The organism is Salinibaculum salinum, assembly GCF_037645885.1.
Lineage (GTDB): Archaea > Halobacteriota > Halobacteria > Halobacteriales > Haloarculaceae > Salinibaculum > Salinibaculum salinum.
Window position 1 is genome coordinate 50186 of the sequence record NZ_JBBENW010000012.1, and the last position, 25395, is coordinate 75580.

Genomic DNA, 25395 nt, shown 5'->3' on the forward strand with positions numbered 1-25395 from the left:
TATTCCGGTTTCGCAGTTTTTGTTTTGCACTCGGACAGCAACCGCACAGCCGTCCGACAGCCGCTTGCCGCTCGTTTTTGTATGTGTGCGTCCACGAGGACATATGGCCACTGTTAGCGAAACCCACATCGAGAACAGAGAGCGAATCCAGCCCAACGACACCAACAACTACGGCGGCGCACACGGCGGCAACATCATGCGGTGGATGGACGAAGTCGGTGCCCTCTCTGCGATGCGCCACGCCGGCGAGACGTGCGTGACGGCCCACGTCAACGACCTCGATTTCAAGCGGCCGATTCCGCAGGGCGACACATGCGTCATCACAGCCTACGCGTACGCGACCGGTCGGACCAGCATCCGGGTCCGACTGCAGGCGTTTCACGAAGCCCCGCGTACCGGTGACCGCGAGCAGACGACCGACTCCCACTTCGTCTTCGTCGCCGTCGACGACGAGGGAACCCCAACTCGTGTTCCAGAAATTGCCGTCGAATCTGAACGATGCGAACGGTTACAGGAGACGGCACTGGCCGGTGAAACCACAGACTAAGAGCGTTACCGGGGCGTGAGTCCGACGCCGTCTGCCAGGAGTTCGTGCGACCGGAGCGCGTCTTCGTGGTTCCCGACGACGTGTTGAATCATCACTTCGTCGACGTCGACGCGGTCGGCGAGTTGGTCCAGCAGGCTGGCGAGCGTTTCCGGACTGCCGGAGATGGCCCGCGGCCACTCGTCGTCGTCCAGCGTGGCAGGCGTCGGTTCGGGAACGGAGCCAAGTTCGTCGATGGCCTCCTCGACGCTCGGTGTCGTCCCGACGACGCCGCGTTCCATCCGCTTGTACGACGCTTCTGCCACGGCTCGGAGCCGTGCCGCCTCCTCGTCGGTCTCGGCACAGACCACGTTCACCGCAATCATTCCCTCTGGTTCGTCCACGCCACCGCCAAGTGCTGACGGCTCGAACGCTTCGCGGTAGTCCTCGAAGGCGTACTCGGCGAACTGCGGGCGGATGAACGCCGCAAAGCAGTAGCGTAGTCCGAGTTCACCTGCGACGGCCGCACTCGACGGACTCGACCCGAGCGTCCACGGGATGGGTGTTTCGTCGCCCGAACGCGGAATCTCCAGGTCGCTGTAGGCGTGTTCTGGCGGATATTCGTCGTAGAGGTGGCTGACGACGGCTTCGATTTTCTCGGCGTGGTCCTCGTCCGGGTTCTGGACGTATCGGTCCGTTCCGAGGGCGCGGTCGGCGGCCGGTGAGCCGTTCGCGCGCCCGAGCCCGGCGTCGATACGACCCGGTGCGAGTCCGTCCAACGTGCCGAACAGCTCGGCGACTTTGAACGGACTGTAGTGATTGAGCAGGACTGCTCCCGATCCGAGCCGAATCGAATCCGTTTCGGCGGCGAGGTGGCCGAGGAGTACTTCGGGCGTCGTCCCCGCCAGCGTCTCTGCCATCCCGTGGTGTTCGGCCACCCAGAACCGCGAGTATCCGAGTCGTTCGGCCTGCTGTGCGGCGTCGACGGTGTTCGCGTAGGCGTCTATCGCGGTCCCATCGTCGGGGACCGGGGAGAGGTCGACAACGGAGAGGTTCACGTCCGTCTTCGGGGAGTGTGAAAAATAACGGTTCGGTTCCCAGCAGGGTCACACTTGCATAGCTGCGAATGGAGTGTCCTCGGGCGGTGTCTGGTTTCTTCTCCTCCTACTGGTTTTCCTCGATTCGTTCGAGGCGGTCAAACGGAACGTAGCCGACGATTTGCTTTTCGCCGTCCTCGGTCGCCCAGAGTCGCACACCGCTGTTTTTCTCGTCGAAGCCGTCGCATTCGATAGTTCCCTGTGCTGTTATCGCAATTAAATCACGTGCCATTTCTAACCGTTATGGCTGTTTGCGTAAACACCTTTGTGACCGGTTCACACTGGATTGGGATCGGATAGAACGATTCTACCGTCTTATGTTCACCCCGTTATCGATAAATTGGCTGTTAGAACGAGCAGGTGGAGTGAGCACCAGCATCCGCGCGAGCGAAGCGAGCGCGGTTCACCGAGCACGAACGAAGTGAGTGCTCGGCCTTTTTCGCCCACGTTTTTGCCGGGAGTGGTTCGAGCGCGGCGAAGCCGCGACTCGAACCCGACCGGGAAAAAGGTGGTCTGTATTGAGCGTTCGGTGGGGTGTTTCAGATAGAGCATCTGAGGTCTTCTATGATACCTACACCGGATCGGGCTGGCTGCTTCGAAATCCCCTTGACCGTCGGGCCCCTCCGTTCAGATATGCAACTCCAGGCGCGCGACCGGGTGCGCGAACTGACGGCTGTTCTGAGCATCGTCTCGCTGGCTGTCGTCTTCGGGACCGCTGGCGGACTGGTCCCGTCGGGTGCACTCCCCAGAATTACGCCGCTGGTCGAGGTGATTCCCCACCTCAATGCTGCCCTCAGCGCAGCGGCGCTCGTGACCATCGCTATCGGCATCCGCGCGGTCAAAGGCGGAAATATCGCTCGCCACCGGGCTGCGATGGCCGCGACGACGGTTCTCTTTCTTGGCTTTCTCGTCCTCTATCTCTACCGTATCGCACTGGAAGGACCGTCTGCTTTCCCCGGCCCCGAGACGGTCTACCAGTTCGTCTATCTGCCAACGCTGGCGATACACATCCTGCTCGCAGTACTCTCGATTCCGTTCGTTTATTATGTCCTCCTGCTCGCAGTAACCCGCCCGATTGCAGCGATTCGTGAGTCGCCTCACCCACGCGTCGGGAAGATCGCAGCCTCGCTGTGGTTCGTCTCCTTCGCGCTGGGTATCGCCGTCTACGGACTACTGTACGTGGTGTACTGACTGTGGGCCGCTGCCCACAGGCTTTTGCTCCCGCCGTCGCTACCGTCGGCTGAATGGCCGAGGAGGGTCCGGCGTCGGTCGACGGAGGATGGTGGCGGTATCTCGTCAGCGCCATCGGTGGGCTCTTGCTGGTCGTCGGTGTCGGCTCCGTACTTCTCGACGCGCAACTGTCCAGCGAGGAACTCCTCCAGATTTCGGCGCTGGTCGTCCTCTGTCTGTTGCTCATCGCTGTCGGCGTCCGGATCGCACTCGATCTGACTGACAGCGAGGACGCGATTCGTATCCTTGCGTGGGTGAGCGGCGGTGTGCTCGCCCTCGCAACACTGGGCGCGTGGTTCCAGTTTGTCGTGCCGACGACCGACACCACGTTTCAGACGCTGCTCGTCTTCCTGTCCGCACTCGCCGCTGGCGCACTGTTCGGTGCCGTCGTCGGCTACTACGACGTTCGGGTCCGAAGCCTCGTCGAGCGTGCCAGCCGTGAGCAGGGCCGCCGCGAGTTCCTGAACGAACAGCAGGAAGCACTCTCGGCACTGAACGGAATTCTCCGCCACCAGATTCTCAACGACGCCAGCGCCATCAGCGGTCGCGCGGAACTGCTCGACGCCGAGAAGATCGACCGCGACACCGCCGTCGACTCCATCGTCGACCACTGCGAGCACATGACCGACACCGTCGACCGCATCGAGACGGTCGTCGACGTGCTGACGTGGGTGACCGACACCGGCGAGACGAGCGTCGACCTGGCCATCGATCGCGCAATCGCCACCATCGAAGACGACCGGCCCGACGCGCCTATCGAGGTGACCGGTGAGACTGACACGAGCGTTCTCGCTGACGCGTTGCTCTATCTGGCACTCTACGAGACACTCGACAACGCGCTCCGGCACGGCGAACCACCGGTAACGGTATCTGTCGAAGAGCGCACCGACAGCGTCGTCGTCACCGTTGCCGACACCGGAACGACAGTCGGTGTCTCTCCTCGAAAGTCACTCTTCGAGCCGAACACGCGCGGCACCGACAGCGAGGGCGACGGACTGGGGCTCTACCTCGCGGACCTCATTCTGGACCGGTACGGCGGAGAGATACGGCTGGCTGGTGGGTCACAGACGGCGTTCGAAATCGAATTGCCGCAGCGTTAGTCGTCGGCGCTGACCGTCGAGTCGATCTGCGGTCGGTCGATCTCCCGGTCTCGCTCTTCCCCTTCGATGTCGTAGGGGTACTTGCCGGTGACACAGCCCAGACAGAGGTCCTCGTGGCCCCTGTCGAGCGCTTCGGTGACTGCGTCGATGGAGAGATAGGACAGCGAATCTGCCAGAATCTCGTCGCGAATGTCCTCGACGCTCCTGTCTGCGGCAATAAGTTCCTCCCGGCTCGCCATGTCGATGCCCAGGTAACACGGTGCGATGATGGGCGGCGCACCGATGCGGACGTGGACTTCCTCTGCTCCGGCGTCCCGCAGTAACTCGACGAGCTGTGTCGAGGTGGTTCCGCGAACGATGGAGTCGTCGATGACCGTAACGCTCTGGCCCTCGATGGTCGATTTGATCGGGTTGAGCTTCAGCCGGACTGCGCGTTCGCGTTCGTCCTGCGTGGGCATAATGAAGGTGCGCCCGACGTAGCGGTTTTTCATCAGTCCCTCGGCGAACTCCACGTCGTTGCCGTCCTCGTTCGCGGCTTCGGCATAGCCGGAGGCAAACGAGCGACCGGAGTCGGGAACGGGCATCACCACGTCGGTGTCGACGCCGGACTCTTCCCAGAGGGATCGACCCAGCTCTCTGCGCACTTCGTAGACGAGTTCGTCGTTGATGATCGAATCCGGGCGGGCAAAGTAGACGTGCTCGAAGAAACAGTGAGCGGTGTTCTCGCGCTCGACGAGCTGGTAGGTGTCGTACCCCGAGCCGTCGGGATGGAGAACCACCAGTTCGCCGGGTTTCACGTCCCGGATGAGCTCGCCGTCGAGCGTGTCGATGGCGGCAGATTCTGAGGCGATGACGTACCCGTCGTCCAGTTCGCCGATACACAGCGGGCGGTTGCCCTGCGGGTCGCGCACGCCCATCACCGTCTCGTCGTGCATGATGGTCAGCGAGTACGACCCGTGGATGCGACTCATCGTCGACTTGACCGCGCGAATCAGGTCCTCTTCGAGCAGATTCCGCGCCAGGTCGTGGGCGATGACTTCCGTATCGCCGTTCGACGTGAACGCGTGGCCGAGCGTGGCCAGTTCCTGCCGGACCTCCTCGGTGTTGACGAGGTTGCCGTTGTGGGCCAGTCCGAGCGACCCACTCTTGAACGACACCGAGAACGGCTGTGCACAGCACTGGCCGAGACCGCCCTGTGTCGGGTAGCGGACGTGGCCGATGCCGTTCGGGCCCTTTAGCTGTTCGAGGTCGTCGTTGTCGAAGACGTCTCCGACGAGGCCGGTATCGACGTGGTCGTACTGCTGGAAACCGTCGTGGGTGACGATGCCCGCGGCTTCCTGGCCGCGGTGCTGGAGGGCGTACAGCGAGTAGTAGAGCGGGCGGGCGGCGTCTCGGTCCGCAAGAGAGATTCCAACAACGCCGCACTTCTCGTGCATGTTATTCGCCAGATTTACTCTGCCACTCGTAGCCGCGTCGTTTGGCCGACTTGCCGAATCCGCACGACGAGCAGACCTTCTTCTTCGTGTGATACGACTTCTCGCCACAGCGGCGACACTTCGTGTGTGTCGTGACGTTTTTCTTTCCCTGACTCGGGGTTCCTGCGCCAGTCATGGGTTGATTGAGACGACGTTATCGCCGCGTATAATCGTTGTGTCTTCGCCCTCCTCGACGACGAGATTCATGTGCTGGTCGTAGCCCGCGAGGGTACCGTCGTACACTTCGCCACCCTTCAGGTGGACTGTGACGCTCTCGCCGACCGATGCTTCCAGTACGTCGAGCGGCCGATTTCCGTTGTCACTCATACACCAACGGGGCGGTGTCGGGAGCATAAACGTACCGGCTCCCAACGCTCATAACACGACGGATTCGTATTCAGTTTCCGAACGGGTCAATTTCGCGTGGGGCTTCGAGTTCGCAGTCAAGCAGATGGACTGATTACCCGCTGTATGCGTCGAGCAGGTCCCACTCCTCTCGCATCAGTTCACGGACGCCGTGTGTCAGTATTCCCTCCCCTAACGACGTGGCGCGATAGTAGGAGTACAACCCGTCGCTGTCTGGCTCTGCTCGCTTGCGGTTCTCGACGAGTCCAACGTCAACCAGGGCATCAAGGTGGTAGTGGAGGGTGTTGGATTCGATGTCCAGCGCGTTCCGGAGTTCTGTAGCACTCTGTGCTCCGTCCTCGACGAGACTATCGAGGACACGAAACCGAGTCTCGTTCCCGATTGCTCGTTGCATATCGAGATACTCTCCCAGTGACAGGATACTGTGTTCCGGGAGCAGCCCATCTCGCTCGGCCGCTCCAGAACCCGGACGTTCGGTCTCTCCCATGCGTTTCTATTTGCCGCCCTGCTGTTTAAGTGTTCGCTGACTCAGCAACTCTTGAAATTCCGGATGTTTATATACTATCGGCCAGAGAGACACCGTATGCGCGAGCGCCTGCTCGACACGCTCGGTGACCTCGCCCACACGCGGTTTCTCGTCTACTTGATGGGACCGTACCAGGCATTCGATATCGAAGCAATCGTAGACCGAACAGATTCGCTCGACGCGGATTCGGTTCCGGAAAGCGTCGACTTCGGTCGATTGGTCGGAAGCGATGAGAATTTAGAACGTGACGAGGCGACGCTTGACCTCCTGTTGACTGTTCGAGACGAACTGCGAACAGACCCGGGTGTGAACGCGTTCCTCGCACTCGACGTCGACATACCGCTCGAGGAGATGGACGCTGCGACCCAGAGTGTCGAATTCGCCGTTGCCAGTAACGCAGTTGTCTATATCGTACCAAAAGTGGGTGACAATCTCGGTGTCGGTATCGAGGCAGGCGCTGTGCTCGAAGCGCTGTTCCGCGAACGTGAAGACTGTGACGGCAACGCAGACAGTACTGACCATCACGAACGTGTCGTCTTCGTTCACGAGTCGGGCGTCCGGAGTGCGATGATTGCAGCCGTACAGGACAGGTGGGAGGCTCGTATCTACTCCTACGACGACCGGGACGACCTCGTTCGCCAACTCCGCCTGTTCGTCAGGGATATTGCTCGCCGTGAACAACTGGGCGACCTCGAACCGCTCGACGACTTCAGTGGATAAGCGCTCACCAATTCAGATATCGACCGAAAATTCCCACTCGCCTGCGGCCAGCGCAAAGCTAGCCAGTAGGTCCGCAGTCGCATCGAGATCGTTCAGGTCCAGCACCTCGACGGGCGTGTGCATGTAGCGATTGGGCACGCCGACGTTCAGCGACGGAATCCCGCCACGGGAAGTGTAGAAGGCGTCAGCGTCGGTACCTGTTCTGCTCCCGGTCGCTTGCAACTGGACGTCGATGTCGGCGTCTTCGGCGGCCGCACGGACGGCGTCGACGACTGTCGGGTGGTTGGCGCTGCCACGCGAGACGACCGGTCCTTCGCCGAGTTCGACGCCGGTGGACTTCCCGCTGGGTGTCCCCGGCGCGTCGGTGGCGTGGGTCACGTCCGTCGCGACGACGGCGTCGGGGTCGAGATCGAAGCCGACCATCTTCGCCCCCTGGAGACCGAGTTCTTCCTGGACCGTGGAGACGGCATAAACTGTCGCGTCGGCTCCTTCTTCTGCCGCGCGGCGCAGCCCCTCGGCGGCCGCCCAGATGCCGACGCGGTTGTCGAGCCCCCGGGCGGCGATGCGGTCCTGTTCGAGTTCGGAAACCGTCTGGTCGAACGTGATGGGGTCGCCGCGCTCGACGAGTTCCTCGGCTTCTTCGTCGTCGGTGACGCCGATATCGACGTGCTGTTCTTCGATGTCTGCGATCGCGTCTTCCTCGGGGTCGCGGAGGTGGATGGCCGTCTGGCCGACGACGCCCGGTATCGGGCCGTTGTCGGTGTGAATCCGGACGTGCTGGCCTTTCGAGACGGTCCGATCCGAGCCGCCAATGGGCGTCATCCGGATGGCACCCGACTCCTCGATATCGCGGACCATGAATCCGATTTCGTCGCCGTGGCCAGCGAGTGCGATTTCGGTGTCTCCGCCCTCGACGACGGCGACGGCGTTGCCGTAGTCGTCGGTTCTGACCTCGTCGGCAAAGTCCGCGACGTAGTCGACCCACGCTTGCTGGCCAGTCGTTTCGAACCCCGACGGGCTGGCCGTCCCGAGCAACTCGTCCAGAAACGCACGTCGTTCTTGCTCCATACTCACCTGTTGGTGGCCGCGGGCCTGAAAGCTCCGGTCCGCGGCACTGGTGACGGGTCAGGAATGGAGTGTGCTGGCAGAACGGCTATATGTCCGGTGGTCGAACACGAGCGTATGACCGAGTTCACGTTCCTCAAACTCCAGGTCGACGACGTATCGTTTTCTGCGAAGGCACCCTTTATCGGCAGCGACGAGAGCGATGGCGAAGACGACGGCGACGAGGAAGATTCGGGCAGCGTCTTGCCGATTGTGCTCGGGCTCGTTTTCCTCATCGCCGTCGCGGTCGCCGCAAAGAAGCTCCTCGGCGGACGGGGTTCGGATCTGGACGCAGTCGATATCGACACCGAGTAATCGGATGAGAATGCCAGGGGAAGACATTTGCCGGGCGACCACCTGAATCTGGCAATGAGTCTCTATCGCAGCGTCAGAGCAGTCACCGACGCCTCGGGTGACGGTCCGGTCGACTGGGGCGCCGTCGGCGACGCAGCTAAGGCCGCCACAGACCCCGGCGATATCGATGTACCGTCCGACGAACAATCCGCTTACGCCGCCGACGTGCGTGACGCACGTGACCGCATCCGTCGCGTCACTGCACTCGATTTCGACCTGCCCGAGACCGTCGAAATCCAGTCGCGCCATCACTGGATAGACGCCAACGTCGCGACCTTCGAGCGCGTGATGGCGCCCATCGAGTCCCGCGCCGAGTTCATCCCCGGCATCGCACGCATGGTCAACACCGGGTCGATGGCGTTTGCGCTCTCCTTTCTCTCGAACAACGTCCTCGGCCAGTACGACCCACTCTTGCTCGCTGACGGCGACGACCACAAACTCTATTTCGTCCGGCCGAACATCCGGCGCGTCGCCGACTCGCTGGACGTGCCGTACCCCCGATTCCGCCGCTGGATTGCCTTTCACGAGGTGACCCACGCCGCCGAGTTCGGCGCTGCTCCGTGGCTCCCCGAACACCTCGAAACCACGATGCAGGAAGCAGTCGAGAAACTCACCGAAGGGACTATCGACCGCACGCAACTGGGCGAACTCGACACCGCCATGACGACCGTCGAAGGGTACGCCGAGTTGGTGATGGACGATGCCTTCGACGACGAGTACGAGGACCTCCGCCGAAAGTTGGACGAACGCCGCTCCGGCCGCGGGCCACTCCAGCAACTCATTCGGCGGGTGCTCGGTCTGAACATGAAGCGCCGCCAGTACGAACGCGGGAAAGAGTTTTTCCAGGCAATCGTCGACGCCCGCGACATCGAGACGGCGGGACTGGTCTGGCAATCGCCGGAGACGCTGCCGACCGACGACGAACTCGACGACCCGGCGGCGTGGCTGGCGCGGGTCGCCTGAGAGAAAACAGAGCGGCAGTCGCCGGTCTCAGATGTGTTCGTGCTCGTGATCCACGTCGGGTCCGCTCCCCGCTGAGGTCGTCGAGAGTTCCTTGACGCGGTCGGACAGTTCGAACACGGCACTCTCCTGTTTCTCTGCCTCGTCAACGATCTCCGCTGTCGTCGACGAGACGTCGTGGGCGCTCTCGCGCACGTCGTCGACAGTCGCCATGACTTCCTCGACAGTCGCAGCCTGCTCGTCGTTGGCGTCGGCGACCTCGTGGATGCCGTCGGCAGCCTCCTCGACTTTGTCCGAAATCGTCCGAAGGGAGTCGAGTGCGGTTTCGATCTCTTCTTCGGCGTCCTGAATCCGGTCATGTGAGCGTTCGACTTCGTCGACGGTCTCGGTAGCCTGGCCCTGGATGGTCTCGATGCGACTGGCAATCTCTTCGGTGTGTTCCTGCGTCTCGGTGGCGAGTTGCTTCACCTCGTCGGCGACGACAGCGAAGCCGGAGCCGGCCTCGCCCGCGCGTGCGGCCTCGATGTTGGCGTTGAGCGCGAGCATGTTCGTCTGGTCTGCCACGTCCGAGATGACTTCGGCGACCTCGCCGATCTCGTCCATGTAATCGTCGAGTTCTTCGACCGTCTCGACCAGTCGGTCGCTGATTTCCATGACTTCGCCGGTCACGTTGCGGGCGTCTTCACCCGCTTCGACGCCGCTGTCGGCCTCTTCGAGCGCGCGTTCTGCGGCGCTCGCGACCTCGTTCGAACTCGCGGCGACCTCCTCCATCGTTGCCGAGAAGTCCTCCATCTCGTTGGCGACGCTCTCCAGAGAGTCGTTCTGTTCGTCGACCTGCTCGTTAATCTCGTGAGCGCTGCTCGTCGCCCGTTCGATAGAGCGAGTCAGTTCGTCTGCCTTCTCGTCGACCTGTTCGACCAGTTGTTCGAAACTCTCCGCCATCTCGTTGACGTCGGTCGTCAGTTCCAGCAGTTCGGGTTCGATGACGTCGTGGTCGTCCGCGTAGTTGGCGCGTGCCGCGAGGTTCCCGTCGCCGATCTGGTGGAGCGTGTCGGTGACTTCGGTGACGAGTTCGCCGACTTCCCGCTGGTGGAGCACCTCCTCGCTTCGGTCTTCGACCAGTTCGAAGATGGCTTTCAGGTCGCCGTCGTCGTCGAAGAGGGGAACGGCGAGAAAGCCGATGTGGGTCTCGGAGCCGTCGTCAGCTTTGGTGACGCTCGTGTCCTCGTAGACGAGTTTGTCCGTGTACTCGCTGTACTCGTCGGTCACGTTCTCGATGTCCCAGTGGTCCTCGGCGTCGCGGGGGTTCTCTGCGATCTTGTCGACGAGGCTGTTGTGTCGGCTCCCGTCGGAGTACGTCGCTGCGGCGATTGTCTCGCGGTTGTCGCCGCCGAGGAACTCGCGGTGGTCGTCGTCGAGTCCGAGCAGGCGGTTGATGCCGACGTTGTACTCGAGCAGCGTGTGTTCGTCGTCGATGAGGAATGTGGGGTAGGGAATCGAGTCGAGCACTTCCTCCATCGTGACAGTCTCACTGTACTCGTCGTCTTCGAGCGCCACGACCGAGTCCGCATCAGCGAATTCGTCGACGCCGACCTGCATGTCGACCATGGCCGTCCGAAGCGACGCGAGCAGGTCAGCCTTCGCGTCCTGGGGATCGCCGCCGGCCTCGATTGTCTCGAAAGCGTTCTCGACGAGTCGCTCGAACGCCGGCATGTAACTGCCCACGTACGACGATGGGGGTACGTCCGCGGCGACGTGTTCACGGGCGGTCGATGCCACTCGATTCGCTCGCTCCGGCGTCAGGTCACGTTCGAGGAGTTTCGAGAGGTTGCGGGCGTGTTTCGATGCGGTTCCGTTCGGCACCGGGACGGGGTACGCCTCGGCGAAATCCGGAACTCTGAGTCCGAGCTCCGCGGAGCCGTCGTCGTCCCCGACGGCACTCTGTCGGTTCGCGTCATCGTCGAGCCCAACGATATCACGGGCACGAGACAGCCGTGACGTGCCGTCGATATCCGCGCCGCCGACTGTCTCTCCGGCGTATTCCTCACTGCCGTCGTCCTCGGCTGTCTCTCCCTGCGTGACCCCGGCCATGAGTAGTGCTGTGATATCGTTAGGCATGAGTGAACCCTCGCGACGTATCAGTCAGTGCACGATAAACAACCCGTGTGGGTAAACATCACAGTTAATACGTACACCCTGTCGGTTCCCCCGCGCGGGTGCAGGTATCGGTAGCCCGGGTCACACCGCGGCCTGGCAGCGACACCCCTTTCTGCGCCGTCCCGGAACGGAGTGGTATGGAGCCAAAGCGGGAACTGACGAGCGTCGACCTCGCGGCGCTGGCCGGCGAACTCGGCCGATACGAGGGAGCAGGCGTCGACAAGGCGTATCTCTACGAGGACGGGCTGGTTCGGCTGAAGATGCGACACTACGAGCGGGGACGGGTGGAACTGTTGATCGACGTCGGCGACACCAAGCACGCTCGCATCGCTGACGCCGACAACGTGCCGCCGGCACCCGAGCGACCGCCGAACTTCGCGATGATGCTGCGCAACCGGCTCGCCGGGTCGGAACTCGCCGGCGTCGAACAGTTCGAATTCGACCGCATCATCCAGTTTACCTTCGAGCGCGAGGACGACAGCACCACTATCGTCGCCGAACTGTTCGGCGATGGCAACGTCGCCGTCTTGGACGGTGCCGGCGAGGTCGTCGACTGCCTCGATACGGTCCGTCTCAAATCCAGGACCGTCGCCCCAGGCGCGACCTACGAGTTTCCCGACGCCAGGTTCAATCCGCTCTCGGTCGATTTCGAGGGGTTCGTCGCGCGGATGGACCAGTCCGACACCGACGTGGTTCGAACGCTCGCGACGCAACTCAACTTCGGCGGCCTCTGGGGGGAAGAACTGTGTACCCGGGCTGGTGTCTCGAAGACGATGGATATCGGCGAGGCCGACGAGGGCGACTACCGGGCAATCTACGACACGATTCAGACGCTCGCCGAGCAACTCAAGAGCGGGGACCTCGACTCTCGGGTCTACTACGAAACCGACGGCGGCGACGCCGCCGATGACGCCGACGCCACCGACGAATCGGGTCGTCGCGTCGACGTGACCCCGGTCCCGCTGGAGGAACACGCCGACCTGCGGCCCGAAATATTCGATACGTTCACCGACGCGCTGGACGACTACTTCACGCACTTCGAGGCCGACCACGCCGAAACGGAGGCCGCCGAGACGGGCGGCCGCGACAGGCCAGAGTTCGAGGCGGAAATCGAGAAGAAAAAGCGCATCATCGAGCAACAGGAGGGAGCGATCGAGAACTTCGACGAGCAGGCCGAGGCCGAACGCGAGAAGGCGGAGGCGCTGTACGCCCACTACGATCTCGTCGACGAGGTTCTCTCGACGATACGGTCGGCCCGCGAGGACGGCGCGTCGTGGGACGATATCGAGGAGCGCTTCGCGGAAGGGGCAGAGCAGGGTATCGCCGCCGCCGAAGCCGTCAAATCGCTCGATGGCAGCGAAGGGACCGTGACGATGCAGGTGGGCGACCACACCGCGACGCTGGTCGTCGCCGACGGCGTCGAAAAGAACGCGGATCGACTGTATACCGAGGCAAAGCGCATCGAGGAGAAAAAGGAGGGTGCGCAGGCGGCTATCGAGAACACCCGCGAGGAACTCGAAGCGGTCCGCGAACGCCGCGAACGGTGGGATGCCGAAGATGCAGACGAAGAGAGTGAGGACGACGAGGTGGAAGACGAAGACGAGGATATCGACTGGCTCTCCCGGTCGTCGATCCCGGTTCGGTCGGGCGAGAAGTGGTACGAGTCGTTCCGGTGGTTCCACACGAGCGACGGCTTCCTGGTCATCGGTGGGCGCAACGCCGACCAGAACGAGGACCTCGTCAAGAAGTACCTGGAACCCGGTGACCGCTTCTTCCACGCCCAGGCCCACGGCGGGCCGGTCACCGTTCTGAAGGCGACGGGACCGAGCGAGTCCGCAGACGACGACATCGACATTCCAGAACAATCAGAGCAGGAGGCCGCACAGTTTGCCGTCTCCTACTCGTCGGTCTGGAAGGACGGTCGCTTCGCCGGCGACGCGTACGTCGTCGACCCGGACCAGGTCTCGAAGACCCCGGAGAGCGGCGAGTACCTGGAAAAGGGAGGCTTCGCCATCCGCGGGGATCGGACGTACTTCCGTGACGTTCCGGTCGGTGTCGCCGTCGGTATCACCTGCGAACCGGAGACGCGGGTCATCGGCGGACCGCCGGAGCCAATCGCTGCACGCGCGGAAACAGCTATCACGGTCGAACCCGGGAAGTACGCACAGAACGACATCGCGAAACGGCTCTACCGGGAGTTCCGTGACCGCTTTGCCGACGACACGTTCGTTCGGAAAGTGGCCAGTCCCGACCTGATTCAGGAGTTTCTGCCGCCGGGCGGAAGCCGCATGCGGGAGTAGCGCATATATGCCTCGGTGTCTATGAACGGATACGACCAATGCTTACGCGCCGTCGGCTCCTCGTTGCGGGCCTGCTGTTGCTAGCCGGGACGTATCTGCTAGCGGGTGGACTCGGACTGCCGACGGTCAATCCGACAGACGGTAACACACCAAGTCAGGACCGGCTCATCCAGCCCGTCGAGAACGGAAGCTATCTCTGGCCGTATACGTCTCGCGCGAAGACGACACGCGAGCGGACGCTCGCGACGAACATCATCATCGTCGGCGACGACGACCGCGTCAAGCGGACGCTCACTCAGGAGACTGCACTCGACTGGCAGATTACGGAGCCCGAGAACGAATCAACTGCCAATGGCACTGACGTGTCGGCAGCCAACGAAACCCTCGAGAACGCGTCGGTCGACGCGCCGACGCCGGAGAACTCGACCAACGCGACGGATGCCCCGAACGCGACGAACGCGACCAATCCCAAGCCGGTGACGATACAGGGTGGAGGGCTCGGCTGGCAGGACACACACGGCGCAAAGCGCTACTCGTACATCGACGCGCGACCTGCGGGTGGCGATGCCGGCTGGGTCAGGGAAGCCTACCAGATTCACGCCGGCGACTACTTCGGGAGTCGGTATCACATCCGTGCGTACACGACCCAGGAGACGGAGTGGACTGCAGTACAGATTCACCGGGAGTACTTCGACTGGTTCCGATTGCGACACACCGTCGTCGGTATCCAGCCCTCCCGGAACGCCCTGGAGTCGGACTTTCTGGATAAGCCATTCGTCCAGTCGGTGAGTCGCGAGTACTACGGCGTAAACCGGGGCTGGAACGACGGCTGGATTTCGAAGATTACGCTGCTCCCCGGCACGGCCGTGTTGCTCGTACTCGGTCTGTTCACCCGCGCGACCCGGTACTCACTCCAGCAGGAGGCGCGACGGCTCGTCCGCTGGGGCTGGACCAACGTTCGTGGATTCATCCTTGCCGGAGCGCTCGTCGCCCTGTATCTCAGCGTCCGGACCGCGGGCGTCGTCTTCGAGTCGACACTCTCCGGGGTCGACCCGAAGGTCGTGTTCCCGATACTGTACCCTGCGCTCGCAGTCGGCTTACCGACGCTCACGTTCGTCCTCTCCCAGCCGTTCGGTGCGACGTCGCGGTTTGCTCGCCTCCAGCAGGTCGCGCGCCGACTCGGGCCGTCACTCGATACGATGCCGGCCTTCGGATTCGCGTTCGTCGGACTCACCGCGGCGTTCGTCCTCGATTTCGGCGGGCTGGGTATCTCCAGTATTCCAGTGCAACTCGTCTTGCACCGCGTGGGGCTGGCCTGCGGTCTCGGCCTCATCGCCGCTGGCTCTTCGCACATTGACGAGCGCGGGGCCGGTCTGCTCGTCCTGGGCAGTCTCGGCTGGGTGACGGGTCTGCTGATGCCACTGACCGGCTTCGTCTGAAGCGGTCTGCGACTCTTTCAGAGCAAATACTACCACGAGCCCGGGTCGCCGACAAAAAGGTGAGCGGGCTCGAATCGGCGAACGAGTCCCGAGATGGTGGCCGAGAGTGGCCAGCTGTGAGTCCCCAGCGTCCGGGTGACGGTGACAGCGTTACTGTCCACCCGGCGGTTAGCACTACGGGGTGAGAGCACCTGTCGCTGGTCCCGGTATATCCTGGGACTTTATAACCGCCCGGCCGACCAGAGTGCTTTTGCGAGCGCCCATTCGAGAGAGTCACGTGCGCACGGAACTGCGGACTGTGGCCGGTATTCTCGTCGGCGGCGGTGCCGTGGGTGTCTACCTCTTCTGGGTCGGGTTCGACAGCGTCGCCGCCCGCTTTGCGGGTCTCCTCCCGTGGCTCGCCGCGGTCGCGGCCTGTCTGGTCGTCGTCGAGGGACTGACCGACTCGATCGGCGTCTGGGCGTCCGTCGAACCGCTTGGCGACGGTCTCAGTGCTGACCAGAGCGTACAGTTCGCACTCGCCGGCGACTTCTTCGATACCGTCAGTCCGGCCGGGCCGGTCAGTTCCGAGCCCATCATGGCTCGCTTTATCAGCGTGACCACCGGGTCGACGTACTCTGATGCGCTCGCCGTGCGCGGTGTCGCCAAGTACATCAAAGCCGGAACGCAAGCGCTCTTTTCGACGGTCCTGGCGGCGACTCTCTTGCTTGTCGGTCCCTCGCCGCAGTTTCTCGTCTACACGATGGGCGGTGCTGTCGTCGGACTGGTCGCCCTCGCGGTGGTGTTGCTCTGGAGTCGAGCGGTCCTCTCGCGGGCCGTCGTGGCTGTCCTTGCGCCACTCGTCTCACGGGTCTCGGCACTGTACCGCAGTGACCCGCACGACCGGTCGGTCGTCACCGATGCCGTCGAGCGCTTCTGGAGTCGCATCCTCTACTTCCGGGAGGCGCCGCACTTGCTCGCGTACGTCGCGCTCGCGGGCGTCGTCGAACAACTCGTCGTCGCCGGTGCGCTGTGGGCTACACTGGAAGCTGTCGGCGTGGCCGTCCCGCTGCTCCCGATTGTTGCTATCGTTCCACTGCCACGACTTAGTGTCGTCCTCCCCGTGCCGGCGAGCCTCGGTGCCTACGACGTGTTTCTGGGCGGTGCACTCGTCGTGATGACGGGTGCACCCGCCGACGGTGCGGCCGCCGCGGTCGTTCTCTTCCGGACGCTCGCCATTGCGTTCGCGCTCACCGCAGGTGGCATTTCAGTGGCGTTCCTTCGCGGGTGGCGTCCCTGATTCGGCGGATGTATTCGTCACTCGACGAACGCCACGTCGGTGATCTCGAAGCGCGCGCCGCCGTCTGCACTCTCGGTGACGGTAATCTCCCACCCGTGTGTCTCGACAACTCGCTCGACGATGTACAACCCGAAGCCGGTTCCGCCCTCTCCCGTCGAGTATCCACGGTCGAACACCGCGTCCCGCTGGTCGGCGGGGATTCCAACCCCGTCGTCTGCGATGTAGAACCCGTCGTCCAGTTCACCCACTGTCACGGTCACGTCCCCGTTCCCGTGCTCCACATTGTCGACGGACCGCGTCCGATTGCCTGTAGAGCCATGCTCTACCCTGTTGTCGGACCGCGTCCGACTGCTCCTAGTACCGTGCTCTACACTGTTCCGAATCACGTTCTCTAGCAGTCGCTGGAGGCGATTCTCGTCTGCCCGAATCGTAGACTCCGTCTCGATTGCGAGCGTCGCCTCGTCCGTCTCGACAGTGTTCCACGACTGGCTGACAACCTCGTCGAGTCCGATTGCTTCGATGTCCGTGGCGGTTGCTTCCTCCCGAGCGAGTGCGAGCATGTCTTCGATTAACGTGTCCATCCGCTCGTGGGCTTTCTCGACGGTCGCTAGCTGCTCGCTACTGCACTTGTCTCGAACCAGTTCGAGCCGGCCCTGAGCGACGCTCAGCGGATTCCGGAGGTCGTGGCTGACGATGCTGGCAAACTCGTCGAGACGCTCGTTCTGGTGTGCGAGTTTCTGTTCGCGCTCGCGGAGGAGCGTTTCCCGGTTGACCCGCTGGAGCGCCGTCGTGAGCGTCGCCGAGAGGATTTCGGTGAGGCTCTTGTCAGTCTCGTCGAAGGCGTCTACCTCGGTGGCCGAGACGATGAACACACCCTGGCTCTCGATCGGATAAATAATCGCGCTTCCGGACGGCGTGTTCCCGGCCAATCGCTCGCTTTCGTTCGTGTCGTCGATGACTCGAATCTCGCCCGACTCGAACGCGTCCCAGACCACGCTTCCGACAGTGTCTGATTCGACAGTGCGGTCGTACTCCGGAACCGTTTCGAACACCGCTGTCATCGCGTCGGCGTCCGTTACGAGTTCGAGACGCTCTCCGTCGTCGGTCAGTCGATGGAACCCGCTCAACTCGGCGTCGAGTACCTCCTGTGCGGCGTCGACTGCCACCTGTGCCGTCTCTTCGAGCGTCCGGGTCGTCATCAGCGAGCGCGTCTGGTGCTGGAGCTGTTTGAGTTTCCACTCCCTGGTTTTGAGGTCGGTAATATCTCTGGAGTAGCCGATGACGCGCCGGCTTCCGTCGGTGGTTCGGAACGACGCCAGCCGGAGTTCGAGAATGTCGAGGTCGTATGGTACGTCGGGCGTGAGTTCGATTCGGACCCCGGCTTCGTTCCCCTGCAGTATCGTCTCGATACCGGTCTCGATGGCCGAGACGTCCTCCTCACTGAGCGTATCGAGCGCGGACAAAATGGAGACGTGCTCTCCTATCCAGGCGTTTTTCGGAATGCCCGACACGTCGACAACCCGCTGGTTGACAAAGCTGAACCGTGCCTCGTCGTCGAAGACGTATATGCCATCTTCGGTGTTTTCGACGATTTTCTCGTAGCGGTTGAGCTCGCGCTGTCGCTGTTTGCGCTCGGTGATGTCCGTCGCCAGACCGACGAGCGTCTGTGGCTCCCCGTCCGATCCGCTCTGAATGTACGCTTCGGAACGCAGCCAGCGGACATCGCCGTTGTCAGGATGTGTCCGGAACTCGTATTCGATTGATTCTGTGAGGCTGCGAAGCGTATCGAGGTCCTGAATGTCTTCGACCCGCTGTCGGTCGTCTGGGTGAATCGCTCGGTCGTAGAACGATTCCGATGTCGGAACGTCGACGGACTTCAGACCGAAGAGCCGTTCGAACGCGCCGTAGCGGGTTTCAGTCCCCGTTCCGAGGTCGACCTCGTAAATATACGAATCAGTCGACTCGAGCGCGAACGAGATCCGTTCGTGTGACGTTTCGAGATCTGCTCTCCGTTCTCTGAGTTGCTGCCGGGACCGATAGCTCTCGACGCTGTTTGCAATCCGGTTGGCAAGCAGTTGGTACTGATCGGTGCCAGTCTGCTTCTGGAGGTAGTCAGTCACGTCGGCAGAGATGGCTTCGCTGGCGACCACTTCGCTCCCCTTGCCGGTAAAGAGGATGAACGGCAAGCGTGGGTACTGGTCCCGGACGGCTTCGAGAAATTCGATGCCGTCTCGTCCCGGCATGTCGTAATCACTCACGACGCAGTCGATATCGTGAGTGAGATACTCGAGTCCCTCGTTTGCATTCGCTGCAGTTTCGACGGTAAATCGGTCGTCCGTATTTTCAAGAAAGGTGGCGGTCACGTCGGTAAAACCCGGGTCGTCGTCAACGTGGAGGACGCGAATCGCATCCACGGACAACTCAGACATTGTCATTTAGTTAACGAGAAAACCATAATAATGCTTTGGGTCCCAGTATTTTAATTGAAAAAACGTCGGTCTGTTTGTCTACTATCTGCGTATTAGAGTCCGTTTGTGAGTCTCTATTTCGATAATTGGGTTCTCGATAGACGCTTATCGGTCGGACTGAGCGTTGTAGTCTCCTGGGGAGAAAGCAGATACTCTCTCGTGAGCGACAGCGGCCCGTCCGTTCAGAACATCCCTTTCCCGAGCAGTTCGCGGGCGATGATGTTTTTCTGGATTTCGGTTGTTCCCTCGTAGATCTGGGTGATTTTGGCGTCGCGGTAGAGGCGCTCCACGTCGAAGTCGTCGACGTAGCCTGCGCCACCGTGAATCTGGACGGCTTCGTCAGCTGTGTCAACAGCCACTCTGGAGGCGTATTCCTTGGCCATCGAAGCCAGCATCGTCAACTGGTCCTCGGAGTTGTCGACGCTCCAGGCGGATTTGTAGGTCAGCTGGCGGGCCGCTTCCGTCTTCGTGTGCATGTCCGCGAGCTTGTGTTGGATGGCCTGAAACTCGGAGATGGACTGCCCGAACTGCTCGCGCTCCTGTGCGTAGTCGAGTGCGCGCTCGGTCGCTCCCTTGGCGATACCGACGCCCTGTGCGGCGACTGCAGTCCGTGTTTCGTCGAAAAATTGCATTAGCTGCAGAAAGCCGCCACCCTGGTTCCCGACCAAATTCTCCTCGGGCACGCGCACGTCGTCGAAGAGTAGTTCGGCCGTATCTGACGCGCGAATTCCCATCTTGCCGGTAATCTTCTCGGCGGTGAAGCCGTCGCGGTCCGATTCGACGAGAATCTGTGAGAAGCCGTTGTATCGACCCTGAGCCTCGGGGTCGGTCTGGACCAGGACGACGAAGTAATCGCCGACCGACCCATTGGTAATCCACATCTTGTTGCCGTTGATAACCCACTCGTCGCCGTCTTTCTCGGCGCGTGTCGACACGGAGGACACGTCCGAGCCGACATCGGGTTCGCTGATTGCCGCTCCCATCACGGCGTCGCCGCGTGTGACCGGCTCCAGATATTTCTCCTTCTGTTCTTCCGTCCCGAAGCCGATGAGCGCCTCCGCACCGAAGGAAGCGGCGGTGATGTCCAGCCCGATGCCGGGGTCGACGGCGAACAACTCCTCGATGATGAGCGCCATCTCCAGCGTCGAGTAGCCCGCGCCGCCGTACTCGACGGGGATATTCGCCCCCGTCAGCCCCATCTTGGCTGCCTCGTCCATCACCTCGTGGGGGTACTTTTCTTTTCTATCGTACTCTGTCGCGACAGGTGCAATCTCGTTTTCGGCAAAGCGGCGAACTTCGTCTCGGATCTGCTGTTGTTCGTCGGTCAGTCCGTAGTCCATACGTGATAGCACTCGCCAACCGCAGTTAGTGTTTTCCGAGGCCGATAAACGGACGTAGCGTTGTCTCTGTCAGAAAGAAAACGTTCAAAACCTGGGCGCGCAACCAGCAACACGAATCATGGAACTCGATGACATAGAAACCATCACGGTGCTTGGCGCTGGCACCATGGGTCACGGTATCGCAGAGGTTGCTGCACTCGCTGGATACGACGTTCGCCTCCGGGACATCGAGGAGGAGATCGTCCAGGACGGCTACGACCAGATCGAGTGGAGCCTGAACAAACTCGCCGAGAAAGACATCATCAGTGAGGAGCAACGCGACGCTGCCATCGAGAGCGTCACAGCGGTCGTCGACATGGAGGAGGCAGTCGACGATGCTGACGTGGTCATCGAGGCAATTATCGAGAACATGGACATCAAGAAAGATGTCTATCAGGAACTCGACGCGGCCGCCCCCGACCGGACTATCTTCGCCTCCAACACCTCCAGTCTCTCCATCACGGAGCTCTCGGAAGTCACGGACCGACCCGAGCAGTTCTGTGGGATGCACTTTTTCAACCCGCCCGTCCAGATGGACCTCGTCGAGGTCATCAACGGGGAACACACGTCCCAGGAGACGACTGACCTCATCGCGGAACTCGCCGAATCGATGGACAAGACGCCGGTTCACGTCCGCAAGGACGAGCCTGGCTTCATCGCCAATCGCATCCTCGTTCCCCTGATGAACGAGGCTTGCTGGCTCGTCGAGAGTGACTTCGCGACTATCGAGGAGGTTGACTCCACCACGAAGTACGACATCAACATCCCGATGGGTGCGTTCGAACTCGGCGACCAGGTCGGCAACGACGTGATCCTGCACGTCCTCGACTACATGCACGAAACGCTGGGTGACGCCTACGAACCCAGCCCGCTCCTCCAGCGGAAGGTCGACGACGAAGAACTCGGCAAGAAGACCGGCAAGGGATTCTACGACTACGACAACGGCGGCGTCGACATCCCGATGGACGCCGGCCGCGAAGACATCGAGGCCCGACTGACGGCCATCATGGCCAACGAAGTCGGCAAGCTCGTCCAGAAAGACGTCGCGCCCGTCGAGGACATCGACGAGGCAGTCAAACTCGGCGGCGGCTTCCCCGACGGTCCTGCTAAACTGGCCGACAAGGCTGGTCTGGACTCGCTCGTCGAGACGCTCGAAGAGGCCCACGACGAGACGGGCCACGCCCGCTACGAGCCCAGCGAAGGACTCGAGGAAGCCGCCGATGACGGTGGCTTCTACGGTGGCGACGGCGACGACGGTGACGTGAGCTTCGATACGATTCGCGTCGAGTACCCGTCCGAGAATGTCGGTCAGATTGTGCTCGACCGACCGCAGCAGATGAACACGGTCACGCCGGAACTGCTCGACGAGTTCGCCGCTGCGCTCGACCTGTTCGAGGACGACGACGACGTGCGCGCCGTCCTCGTTACTGGCGAGGGAGACCGTGCGTTCTGTGCCGGTGCCGATGCCGTCGGTATGGCCGGTAGCGCCAACCCGATTGACGCCATCGAACTCGGTCGAAAAGGACAACAGACGTGGGGCAAGCTCGAGGAACTCTCGATGCCCGTCGTCGCCGGTATCGACGGCTACACGCTCGGCGGTGGCATGGAGATGGCCACGTGTGCTGACCTCCGTGTCGCCACGGAACGGTCAACGTTCGGGCAGCCAGAACACGACCTCGGTATCATCCCCGGCTGGGGTGGCACGCAGCGACTCAAACACCTCATCGGCGAGAGCCGTGCGAAGGAGGTTATTTTCACCTGCGACCACTACGACGCCGAGACGATGGCCGACTACGGCTTCGTCAACGAAGTCGTCGGGAACGACGAACTCGAGGAGGAGGCACTTGGTCTCGCCGAGGACCTCGCTGCCGGCCCGCCGCTGGCCCAGGAGTACACCAAGAAGGCGTTCCTCGCCGGCCGTGACGACACCGACGCCGGTCTCGAAGTCGAAGCCCAGGCCTTCGGTCACGTCATCGGAACCGAGGACTTCCTCGAAGGCGTCTCCAAAATGCAGTCCGACGAAGACCCAGAATTCGAAGGGAAGTAAGGTCGATACTGCGAATCCCGATTTTTTGTCGTCGTTACGAGCAGCGCCGCTCACCCTCAATACGGGGGCGAATCACATGACAGCGCGTACCAACGGACGTTCCGAAAGACAGGCTTTATTACTGCCAGGGTCACACTCCCAAATGCGCTCGGTTGGTGTAGTCCGGCCAATCATCTTGGCCTTTCGGCGAGCAAGTCACCGCGACTGTTCGGAAGACAGCCGAGGACCAGGGTTCAAATCCCTGACCGAGCATTCTGCAAGGAACAACGTGACGAGCAGAAGCGCAGGGAATGGGATTTGAACTACGCGAGGCGAACAAAGTGAGCCTCGCCATCGAGTTCAAATCCCTGACTAAGCATTTTCAGGCACACCGTCACCGAATAGCGCAGTCTCTTCTCCGAACACGTTCGGGATAACAGATGGCCGCGAGCAGGTCAAAGCGGCAGGTATGCCAGCAACTGAGGCAGAGACACTCGTCCGGGAAGAGCTGGGTGTACCGGCCGACGCGTCGACCGAGGAACTCGACGTACGGAATCTGGGGCCACCCAAGCCGCTGAAGAAGACGCTGGAGACGCTGGCGGAACTGGCCGACGATGTCGTACTGGTCCAGTTGAACGACCGTGCGCCCCAGCATCTCTATCCGAAACTTGACGACAGAGGGTACGAGTACGAAACTGCCAAGACAGAAGACGTGGTGGTGACCGCAATATCGACGCGATGAGTGTCGACGACGAGTCGGAGCTGGATCTCGACGATGCGACGACCCGCATTCGTGAACGGGGTGAGCGCATCCGGCACACCGAACAGGCACGCGCACTGGGCCGTCTGCGCGCGCGGCGTGACCTGACCGAGCGCGAAGCAAAAGCCGTCCGTGACCTGGCACGGCGACTCACAGAGGCATTACTCGCAGTGCCGGAGTCACACCTCCAAGCCGTGCAGTCGGGAGCGGCAGATCGGGGGTCGGCAGCCGAGGCGATAGCGTTGTTCGGCGAAGAGTGAGGCTACTGGTCGGCAAAGACGACCAGCGCACGGGTGTCTTCGAGTGCCTCGACTGCGATGTCGGCGTCGCCGTCGAAGTTGGCACACGCTCCGCCAGCGAGCGTTGCCGTCGCTTCGTCTACGGTCAGTTCGAGTTTTCCCTCCTGTACTGCGAAGAGAATCGACTGTCCGGGGTGGGTGTGTGGCGGAATGCTGTCGCCGGCTTCCAGACCGAGATGGACCGTGTATGGGTCCTCGAAAACCGGCGTGCGGCCGTCAGCATCGAACTCCGCGAGCGTTGCTGTCTGTATCACTGTTTGGGAAGGGTAGCGACGAATTCGTCGTCGTCGCGCTGCTCGACGGTGTAGTTCTCGGCGTCGAAGTCTTCGACCTCGGCTTTCATCTCGTAGAACAGCGGCCGTGGCTCGTGGTCGTTGATGATCTGGAGCGTCTCGCCGCTGTCGAGCGCTGCAAAGGAGTTGTGAATCTTCGGATGGCGCTCGGGCGGTGGTACTTCTCGCAGGTCGAGTGTCTCTGCTGGCATACGAGTTCTCCTACCCTCCCCACGGCCCAGTCAGCTCTGCCGAATATGTTCGCTGCCGCGTTATTCATCTCTCGGGTTCGAACTCCCCCTGTTTGAGACCGCGCCGAACCGGTTCGTGTTCGGCGTCGCTCGGCGGCGGGGCAGTGACGAGCGTCACCTCCAGTCGGGTATTCTCGTCTGCACGGACGCCGCGTTCGGTCCCCGCCGGCACTGCGGCAACGTCCCCCGGTTCGACCCGGTGTTCGTCGTCTCCGTCGCGGATGACACCGGTTCCGGAGACGACTGTTATTGCGACGTCGCTGCTGGGAGCGTGGACCGGGATGAACTGTCCGGGTTCGAAGTAGCCGAGGACGACTTTCTGCTGTTCGCTCTGGTGAATCGTCTCTGCGACGAACTGTCCGTCGTCGAATCTGCGCTCGTCGTCGAGGCTTGTCGCGACCATGTGTCGTCTCTCGTTCTCGGCCGTGGTGTCGCCTCTCCCGAACCCGTTCGGGAGTACACGTAGTGGACGAGAGTCCCAAGCGTAGCGTATGTCCGGGTTCCTCTCCGTCAGCGGCGATGGCGGTAGCTTCGACAACTACGACGAGTTCGTCCCCGAGCACGTCCCCGACCCGGGGCCGTTTCTCGCCGGCCACGAGATACTGGCGGGTCGCGAACACGCCGCTTTCCACCGGTTCGTTCGCCGACTGTTCGAAGAGCGCGGCGTTTACGACATGACGTTCGGCTACAACCTCTCCCGGCTGAATCTGGACCAGCGTCATCCTGGGGCGGGATACCGGTACGCTGTCGACGCCGAGGACGATGGGATACTCCGTGCGGAGTTCACGCCGACCACGGAGTTTTGCCCACAGAGTGACACCCTCACTATCGGAACCTTCCGTGCACTCAATGGCGAACGCGACCGCCACCAGTTCGACCTCGTCTCGGTTCGCGTCGACGACATGCACCACAATTCGGTCTCGATCAACGGCAAACTCCAGCAGTTAGAGGAGACGTTCAGAGAAACTGGTGAGATTCACGCGGACGTGACGGCCGACGATAGCGGTGAGGAGGTGCCGTCGGAGCGAGGCATGGACGCGCCGTTCTGAGGTGGCCGCGGCGCCAGACGTGTGCGCCCCGTACGGAGACGTGTGAGCCCTGTGTGTGGTCGTGGGGCACGCGTGGGCGAAGATGTTCCCGATAATTTTCAACGGCGTTCCCTGGCAACCGCTCGGTAAGATGGCTGTTTCGTCGCTCCGGATGACCGCGCTGATGGGCGTACTGCTAGTTGCTGTCGTCGCACTCCTGGGTCGAGTCGAAGACTGGGGTTCGTATACAGGCTCCCTCGGTGGCGGTCGTCTCTAGAGACG

General features: G+C 62.0%; 27 protein-coding genes and 1 tRNA gene. 15 read left to right on the forward strand and 13 right to left on the reverse strand.

Going from position 1 to position 25395, the window contains the following annotated elements; genetic code table 11:
* Positions 1-103: 103 nt before the first annotated feature.
* Positions 104-547 carry an acyl-CoA thioesterase gene (locus tag WDJ60_RS11670; protein WP_340100628.1) on the forward strand — a complete coding sequence of 148 codons (444 nt, stop codon included), beginning with the start codon at positions 104-106 and terminating at the stop codon, positions 545-547.
* A gap of 5 nt (positions 548-552) precedes the next feature.
* Here WDJ60_RS11670 and WDJ60_RS11675 read toward each other — a convergent pair whose 3' ends face one another.
* Both WDJ60_RS11675 and WDJ60_RS11680 read right to left on the reverse strand, forming a co-directional pair.
* A complete protein-coding gene (locus tag WDJ60_RS11675) occupies positions 553-1581 on the reverse strand; it encodes an LLM class flavin-dependent oxidoreductase (protein ID WP_340100629.1) in 1029 nt (342 codons plus the stop codon).
* Positions 1582-1687: 106 nt separating this feature from the next.
* Positions 1688-1852 carry a hypothetical protein gene (locus WDJ60_RS11680; RefSeq protein WP_340100630.1) on the reverse strand — a complete coding sequence of 55 codons (165 nt, stop codon included), beginning with the start codon at positions 1850-1852 and terminating at the stop codon, positions 1688-1690.
* Positions 1853-2253: 401 nt separating this feature from the next.
* Between WDJ60_RS11680 and WDJ60_RS11685 the strand changes: the two genes are divergently transcribed.
* Together WDJ60_RS11685 and WDJ60_RS11690 are read left to right on the forward strand one after the other, a co-directional pair.
* Positions 2254-2811 (forward strand): DUF420 domain-containing protein, encoded by a 558-nt coding sequence (locus tag WDJ60_RS11685; RefSeq protein ID WP_340100631.1) that lies wholly within the window; start codon positions 2254-2256, stop codon positions 2809-2811.
* 53 nt (positions 2812-2864) lie between these two features.
* Entirely contained in the window at positions 2865-3950 is a 1086-nt protein-coding gene (locus WDJ60_RS11690) for a sensor histidine kinase (protein WP_340100632.1), read from the forward strand.
* Here WDJ60_RS11690 and purF read toward each other — a convergent pair.
* The 4 genes from purF to WDJ60_RS11710 form a co-directional block, all read right to left on the reverse strand.
* Positions 3947-5386: an amidophosphoribosyltransferase gene (purF, locus tag WDJ60_RS11695; protein ID WP_340100633.1), complete on the reverse strand. Its 1440-nt coding sequence runs from the start codon at positions 5384-5386 to the stop codon at positions 3947-3949. The genes WDJ60_RS11690 and purF overlap by 4 nt on opposite strands.
* Position 5387: 1 nt before the next feature.
* Positions 5388-5561: a 50S ribosomal protein L37e gene (locus WDJ60_RS11700; RefSeq protein WP_302081225.1), complete on the reverse strand. Its 174-nt coding sequence runs from the start codon at positions 5559-5561 to the stop codon at positions 5388-5390.
* A complete protein-coding gene (locus tag WDJ60_RS11705) occupies positions 5558-5752 on the reverse strand; it encodes an LSM domain-containing protein (RefSeq protein ID WP_302081224.1) in 195 nt (64 codons plus the stop codon). The genes WDJ60_RS11700 and WDJ60_RS11705 overlap by 4 nt, the downstream gene beginning before the upstream one ends.
* A 133-nt stretch (positions 5753-5885) precedes the next feature.
* Positions 5886-6278 carry a winged helix-turn-helix domain-containing protein gene (locus WDJ60_RS11710; protein WP_340100634.1) on the reverse strand — a complete coding sequence of 131 codons (393 nt, stop codon included), beginning with the start codon at positions 6276-6278 and terminating at the stop codon, positions 5886-5888.
* A gap of 96 nt (positions 6279-6374) precedes the next feature.
* Between WDJ60_RS11710 and WDJ60_RS11715 the strand changes: the two genes are divergently transcribed.
* On the forward strand, positions 6375-7037 hold the full coding sequence (locus WDJ60_RS11715; RefSeq protein ID WP_340100635.1) for a DUF7509 family protein: 663 nt from the start codon (positions 6375-6377) through the stop codon (positions 7035-7037).
* A gap of 12 nt (positions 7038-7049) precedes the next feature.
* Here WDJ60_RS11715 and WDJ60_RS11720 read toward each other — a convergent pair whose 3' ends face one another.
* Positions 7050-8105, reverse strand: coding sequence for a M20/M25/M40 family metallo-hydrolase (locus tag WDJ60_RS11720; RefSeq protein ID WP_340100636.1), 1056 nt, complete (start codon positions 8103-8105; stop codon positions 7050-7052).
* Between the two features lie 114 nt (positions 8106-8219).
* Here WDJ60_RS11720 and WDJ60_RS11725 point away from each other — a divergent pair, with 114 nt between their 5' ends.
* Together WDJ60_RS11725 and WDJ60_RS11730 are read left to right on the forward strand one after the other, a co-directional pair.
* Positions 8220-8456, forward strand: coding sequence for a hypothetical protein (locus tag WDJ60_RS11725; protein ID WP_340100638.1), 237 nt, complete (start codon positions 8220-8222; stop codon positions 8454-8456).
* 54 nt (positions 8457-8510) lie between these two features.
* The gene (locus tag WDJ60_RS11730) at positions 8511-9458 is read left to right on the forward strand and encodes a zinc-dependent metalloprotease (RefSeq protein ID WP_340100639.1); all 948 of its coding nucleotides are present in this window, start codon (positions 8511-8513) and stop codon (positions 9456-9458) included.
* A gap of 27 nt (positions 9459-9485) precedes the next feature.
* Here the strand turns inward: WDJ60_RS11730 and WDJ60_RS11735 are convergent, their stop codons facing one another.
* Positions 9486-11573, reverse strand: a complete 2088-nt coding sequence (locus WDJ60_RS11735) for a methyl-accepting chemotaxis protein (protein WP_340100640.1) — start codon at positions 11571-11573, stop codon at positions 9486-9488.
* A gap of 176 nt (positions 11574-11749) precedes the next feature.
* Between WDJ60_RS11735 and rqcH the strand changes: the two genes are divergently transcribed.
* From rqcH to WDJ60_RS11750, 3 genes are all read left to right on the forward strand, one after another.
* Positions 11750-13912 carry a ribosome rescue protein RqcH gene (gene rqcH, locus WDJ60_RS11740; protein WP_340100641.1) on the forward strand — a complete coding sequence of 721 codons (2163 nt, stop codon included), beginning with the start codon at positions 11750-11752 and terminating at the stop codon, positions 13910-13912.
* 38 nt (positions 13913-13950) lie between these two features.
* A complete protein-coding gene (locus tag WDJ60_RS11745; protein ID WP_340100642.1) occupies positions 13951-15351 on the forward strand; it encodes a hypothetical protein in 1401 nt (466 codons plus the stop codon).
* 277 nt (positions 15352-15628) lie between these two features.
* Positions 15629-16630 (forward strand): lysylphosphatidylglycerol synthase domain-containing protein, encoded by a 1002-nt coding sequence (locus tag WDJ60_RS11750; RefSeq protein ID WP_340100643.1) that lies wholly within the window; start codon positions 15629-15631, stop codon positions 16628-16630.
* A gap of 17 nt (positions 16631-16647) precedes the next feature.
* Here WDJ60_RS11750 and WDJ60_RS11755 read toward each other — a convergent pair whose 3' ends face one another.
* Both WDJ60_RS11755 and WDJ60_RS11760 read right to left on the reverse strand, forming a co-directional pair.
* Entirely contained in the window at positions 16648-19059 is a 2412-nt protein-coding gene (locus tag WDJ60_RS11755; protein WP_340100644.1) for a hybrid sensor histidine kinase/response regulator, read from the reverse strand.
* A gap of 221 nt (positions 19060-19280) precedes the next feature.
* Positions 19281-20438, reverse strand: a complete 1158-nt coding sequence (locus WDJ60_RS11760) for an acyl-CoA dehydrogenase family protein (RefSeq protein ID WP_340100646.1) — start codon at positions 20436-20438, stop codon at positions 19281-19283.
* A 118-nt stretch (positions 20439-20556) separates the two neighbouring features.
* On the opposite strand from WDJ60_RS11760, the gene WDJ60_RS11765 reads away from it, so the two are divergent.
* The 4 genes from WDJ60_RS11765 to WDJ60_RS11780 all read left to right on the forward strand — a co-directional run bounded on the left by WDJ60_RS11765 (position 20557) and on the right by WDJ60_RS11780 (position 23523).
* A complete protein-coding gene (locus WDJ60_RS11765; RefSeq protein ID WP_340100647.1) occupies positions 20557-22524 on the forward strand; it encodes a 3-hydroxyacyl-CoA dehydrogenase/enoyl-CoA hydratase family protein in 1968 nt (655 codons plus the stop codon).
* Between the two features lie 146 nt (positions 22525-22670).
* Positions 22671-22776 (forward strand) — tRNA-Glu (locus WDJ60_RS11770).
* Between the two features lie 196 nt (positions 22777-22972).
* Complete coding sequence (locus tag WDJ60_RS11775) at positions 22973-23245, forward strand: DUF2249 domain-containing protein (protein WP_340100648.1); 273 nt, start codon at positions 22973-22975, stop codon at positions 23243-23245.
* Entirely contained in the window at positions 23242-23523 is a 282-nt protein-coding gene (locus WDJ60_RS11780) for a hypothetical protein (protein ID WP_340100649.1), read from the forward strand. Before WDJ60_RS11775 ends, WDJ60_RS11780 begins: the two co-directional genes overlap by 4 nt.
* A 2-nt stretch (positions 23524-23525) precedes the next feature.
* Here the strand turns inward: WDJ60_RS11780 and WDJ60_RS11785 are convergent, their stop codons facing one another.
* The 3 genes from WDJ60_RS11785 to WDJ60_RS11795 all read right to left on the reverse strand — a co-directional run bounded on the left by WDJ60_RS11785 (position 23526) and on the right by WDJ60_RS11795 (position 24488).
* Complete coding sequence (locus WDJ60_RS11785; RefSeq protein ID WP_340100650.1) at positions 23526-23816, reverse strand: cupin domain-containing protein; 291 nt, start codon at positions 23814-23816, stop codon at positions 23526-23528.
* Positions 23813-24046, reverse strand: coding sequence for a DUF2249 domain-containing protein (locus tag WDJ60_RS11790; protein ID WP_340100651.1), 234 nt, complete (start codon positions 24044-24046; stop codon positions 23813-23815). Before WDJ60_RS11790 ends, WDJ60_RS11785 begins: the two co-directional genes overlap by 4 nt.
* A 64-nt stretch (positions 24047-24110) precedes the next feature.
* A complete protein-coding gene (locus WDJ60_RS11795) occupies positions 24111-24488 on the reverse strand; it encodes a cupin domain-containing protein (RefSeq protein WP_340100652.1) in 378 nt (125 codons plus the stop codon).
* Positions 24489-24576: 88 nt separating this feature from the next.
* On the opposite strand from WDJ60_RS11795, the gene WDJ60_RS11800 reads away from it, so the two are divergent.
* Entirely contained in the window at positions 24577-25134 is a 558-nt protein-coding gene (locus WDJ60_RS11800; protein WP_340100654.1) for a DUF7998 family protein, read from the forward strand.
* A gap of 82 nt (positions 25135-25216) precedes the next feature.
* Positions 25217-25390, forward strand: coding sequence for a hypothetical protein (locus WDJ60_RS11805; RefSeq protein ID WP_340100739.1), 174 nt, complete (start codon positions 25217-25219; stop codon positions 25388-25390).
* Positions 25391-25395: the final 5 nt, after the last annotated feature.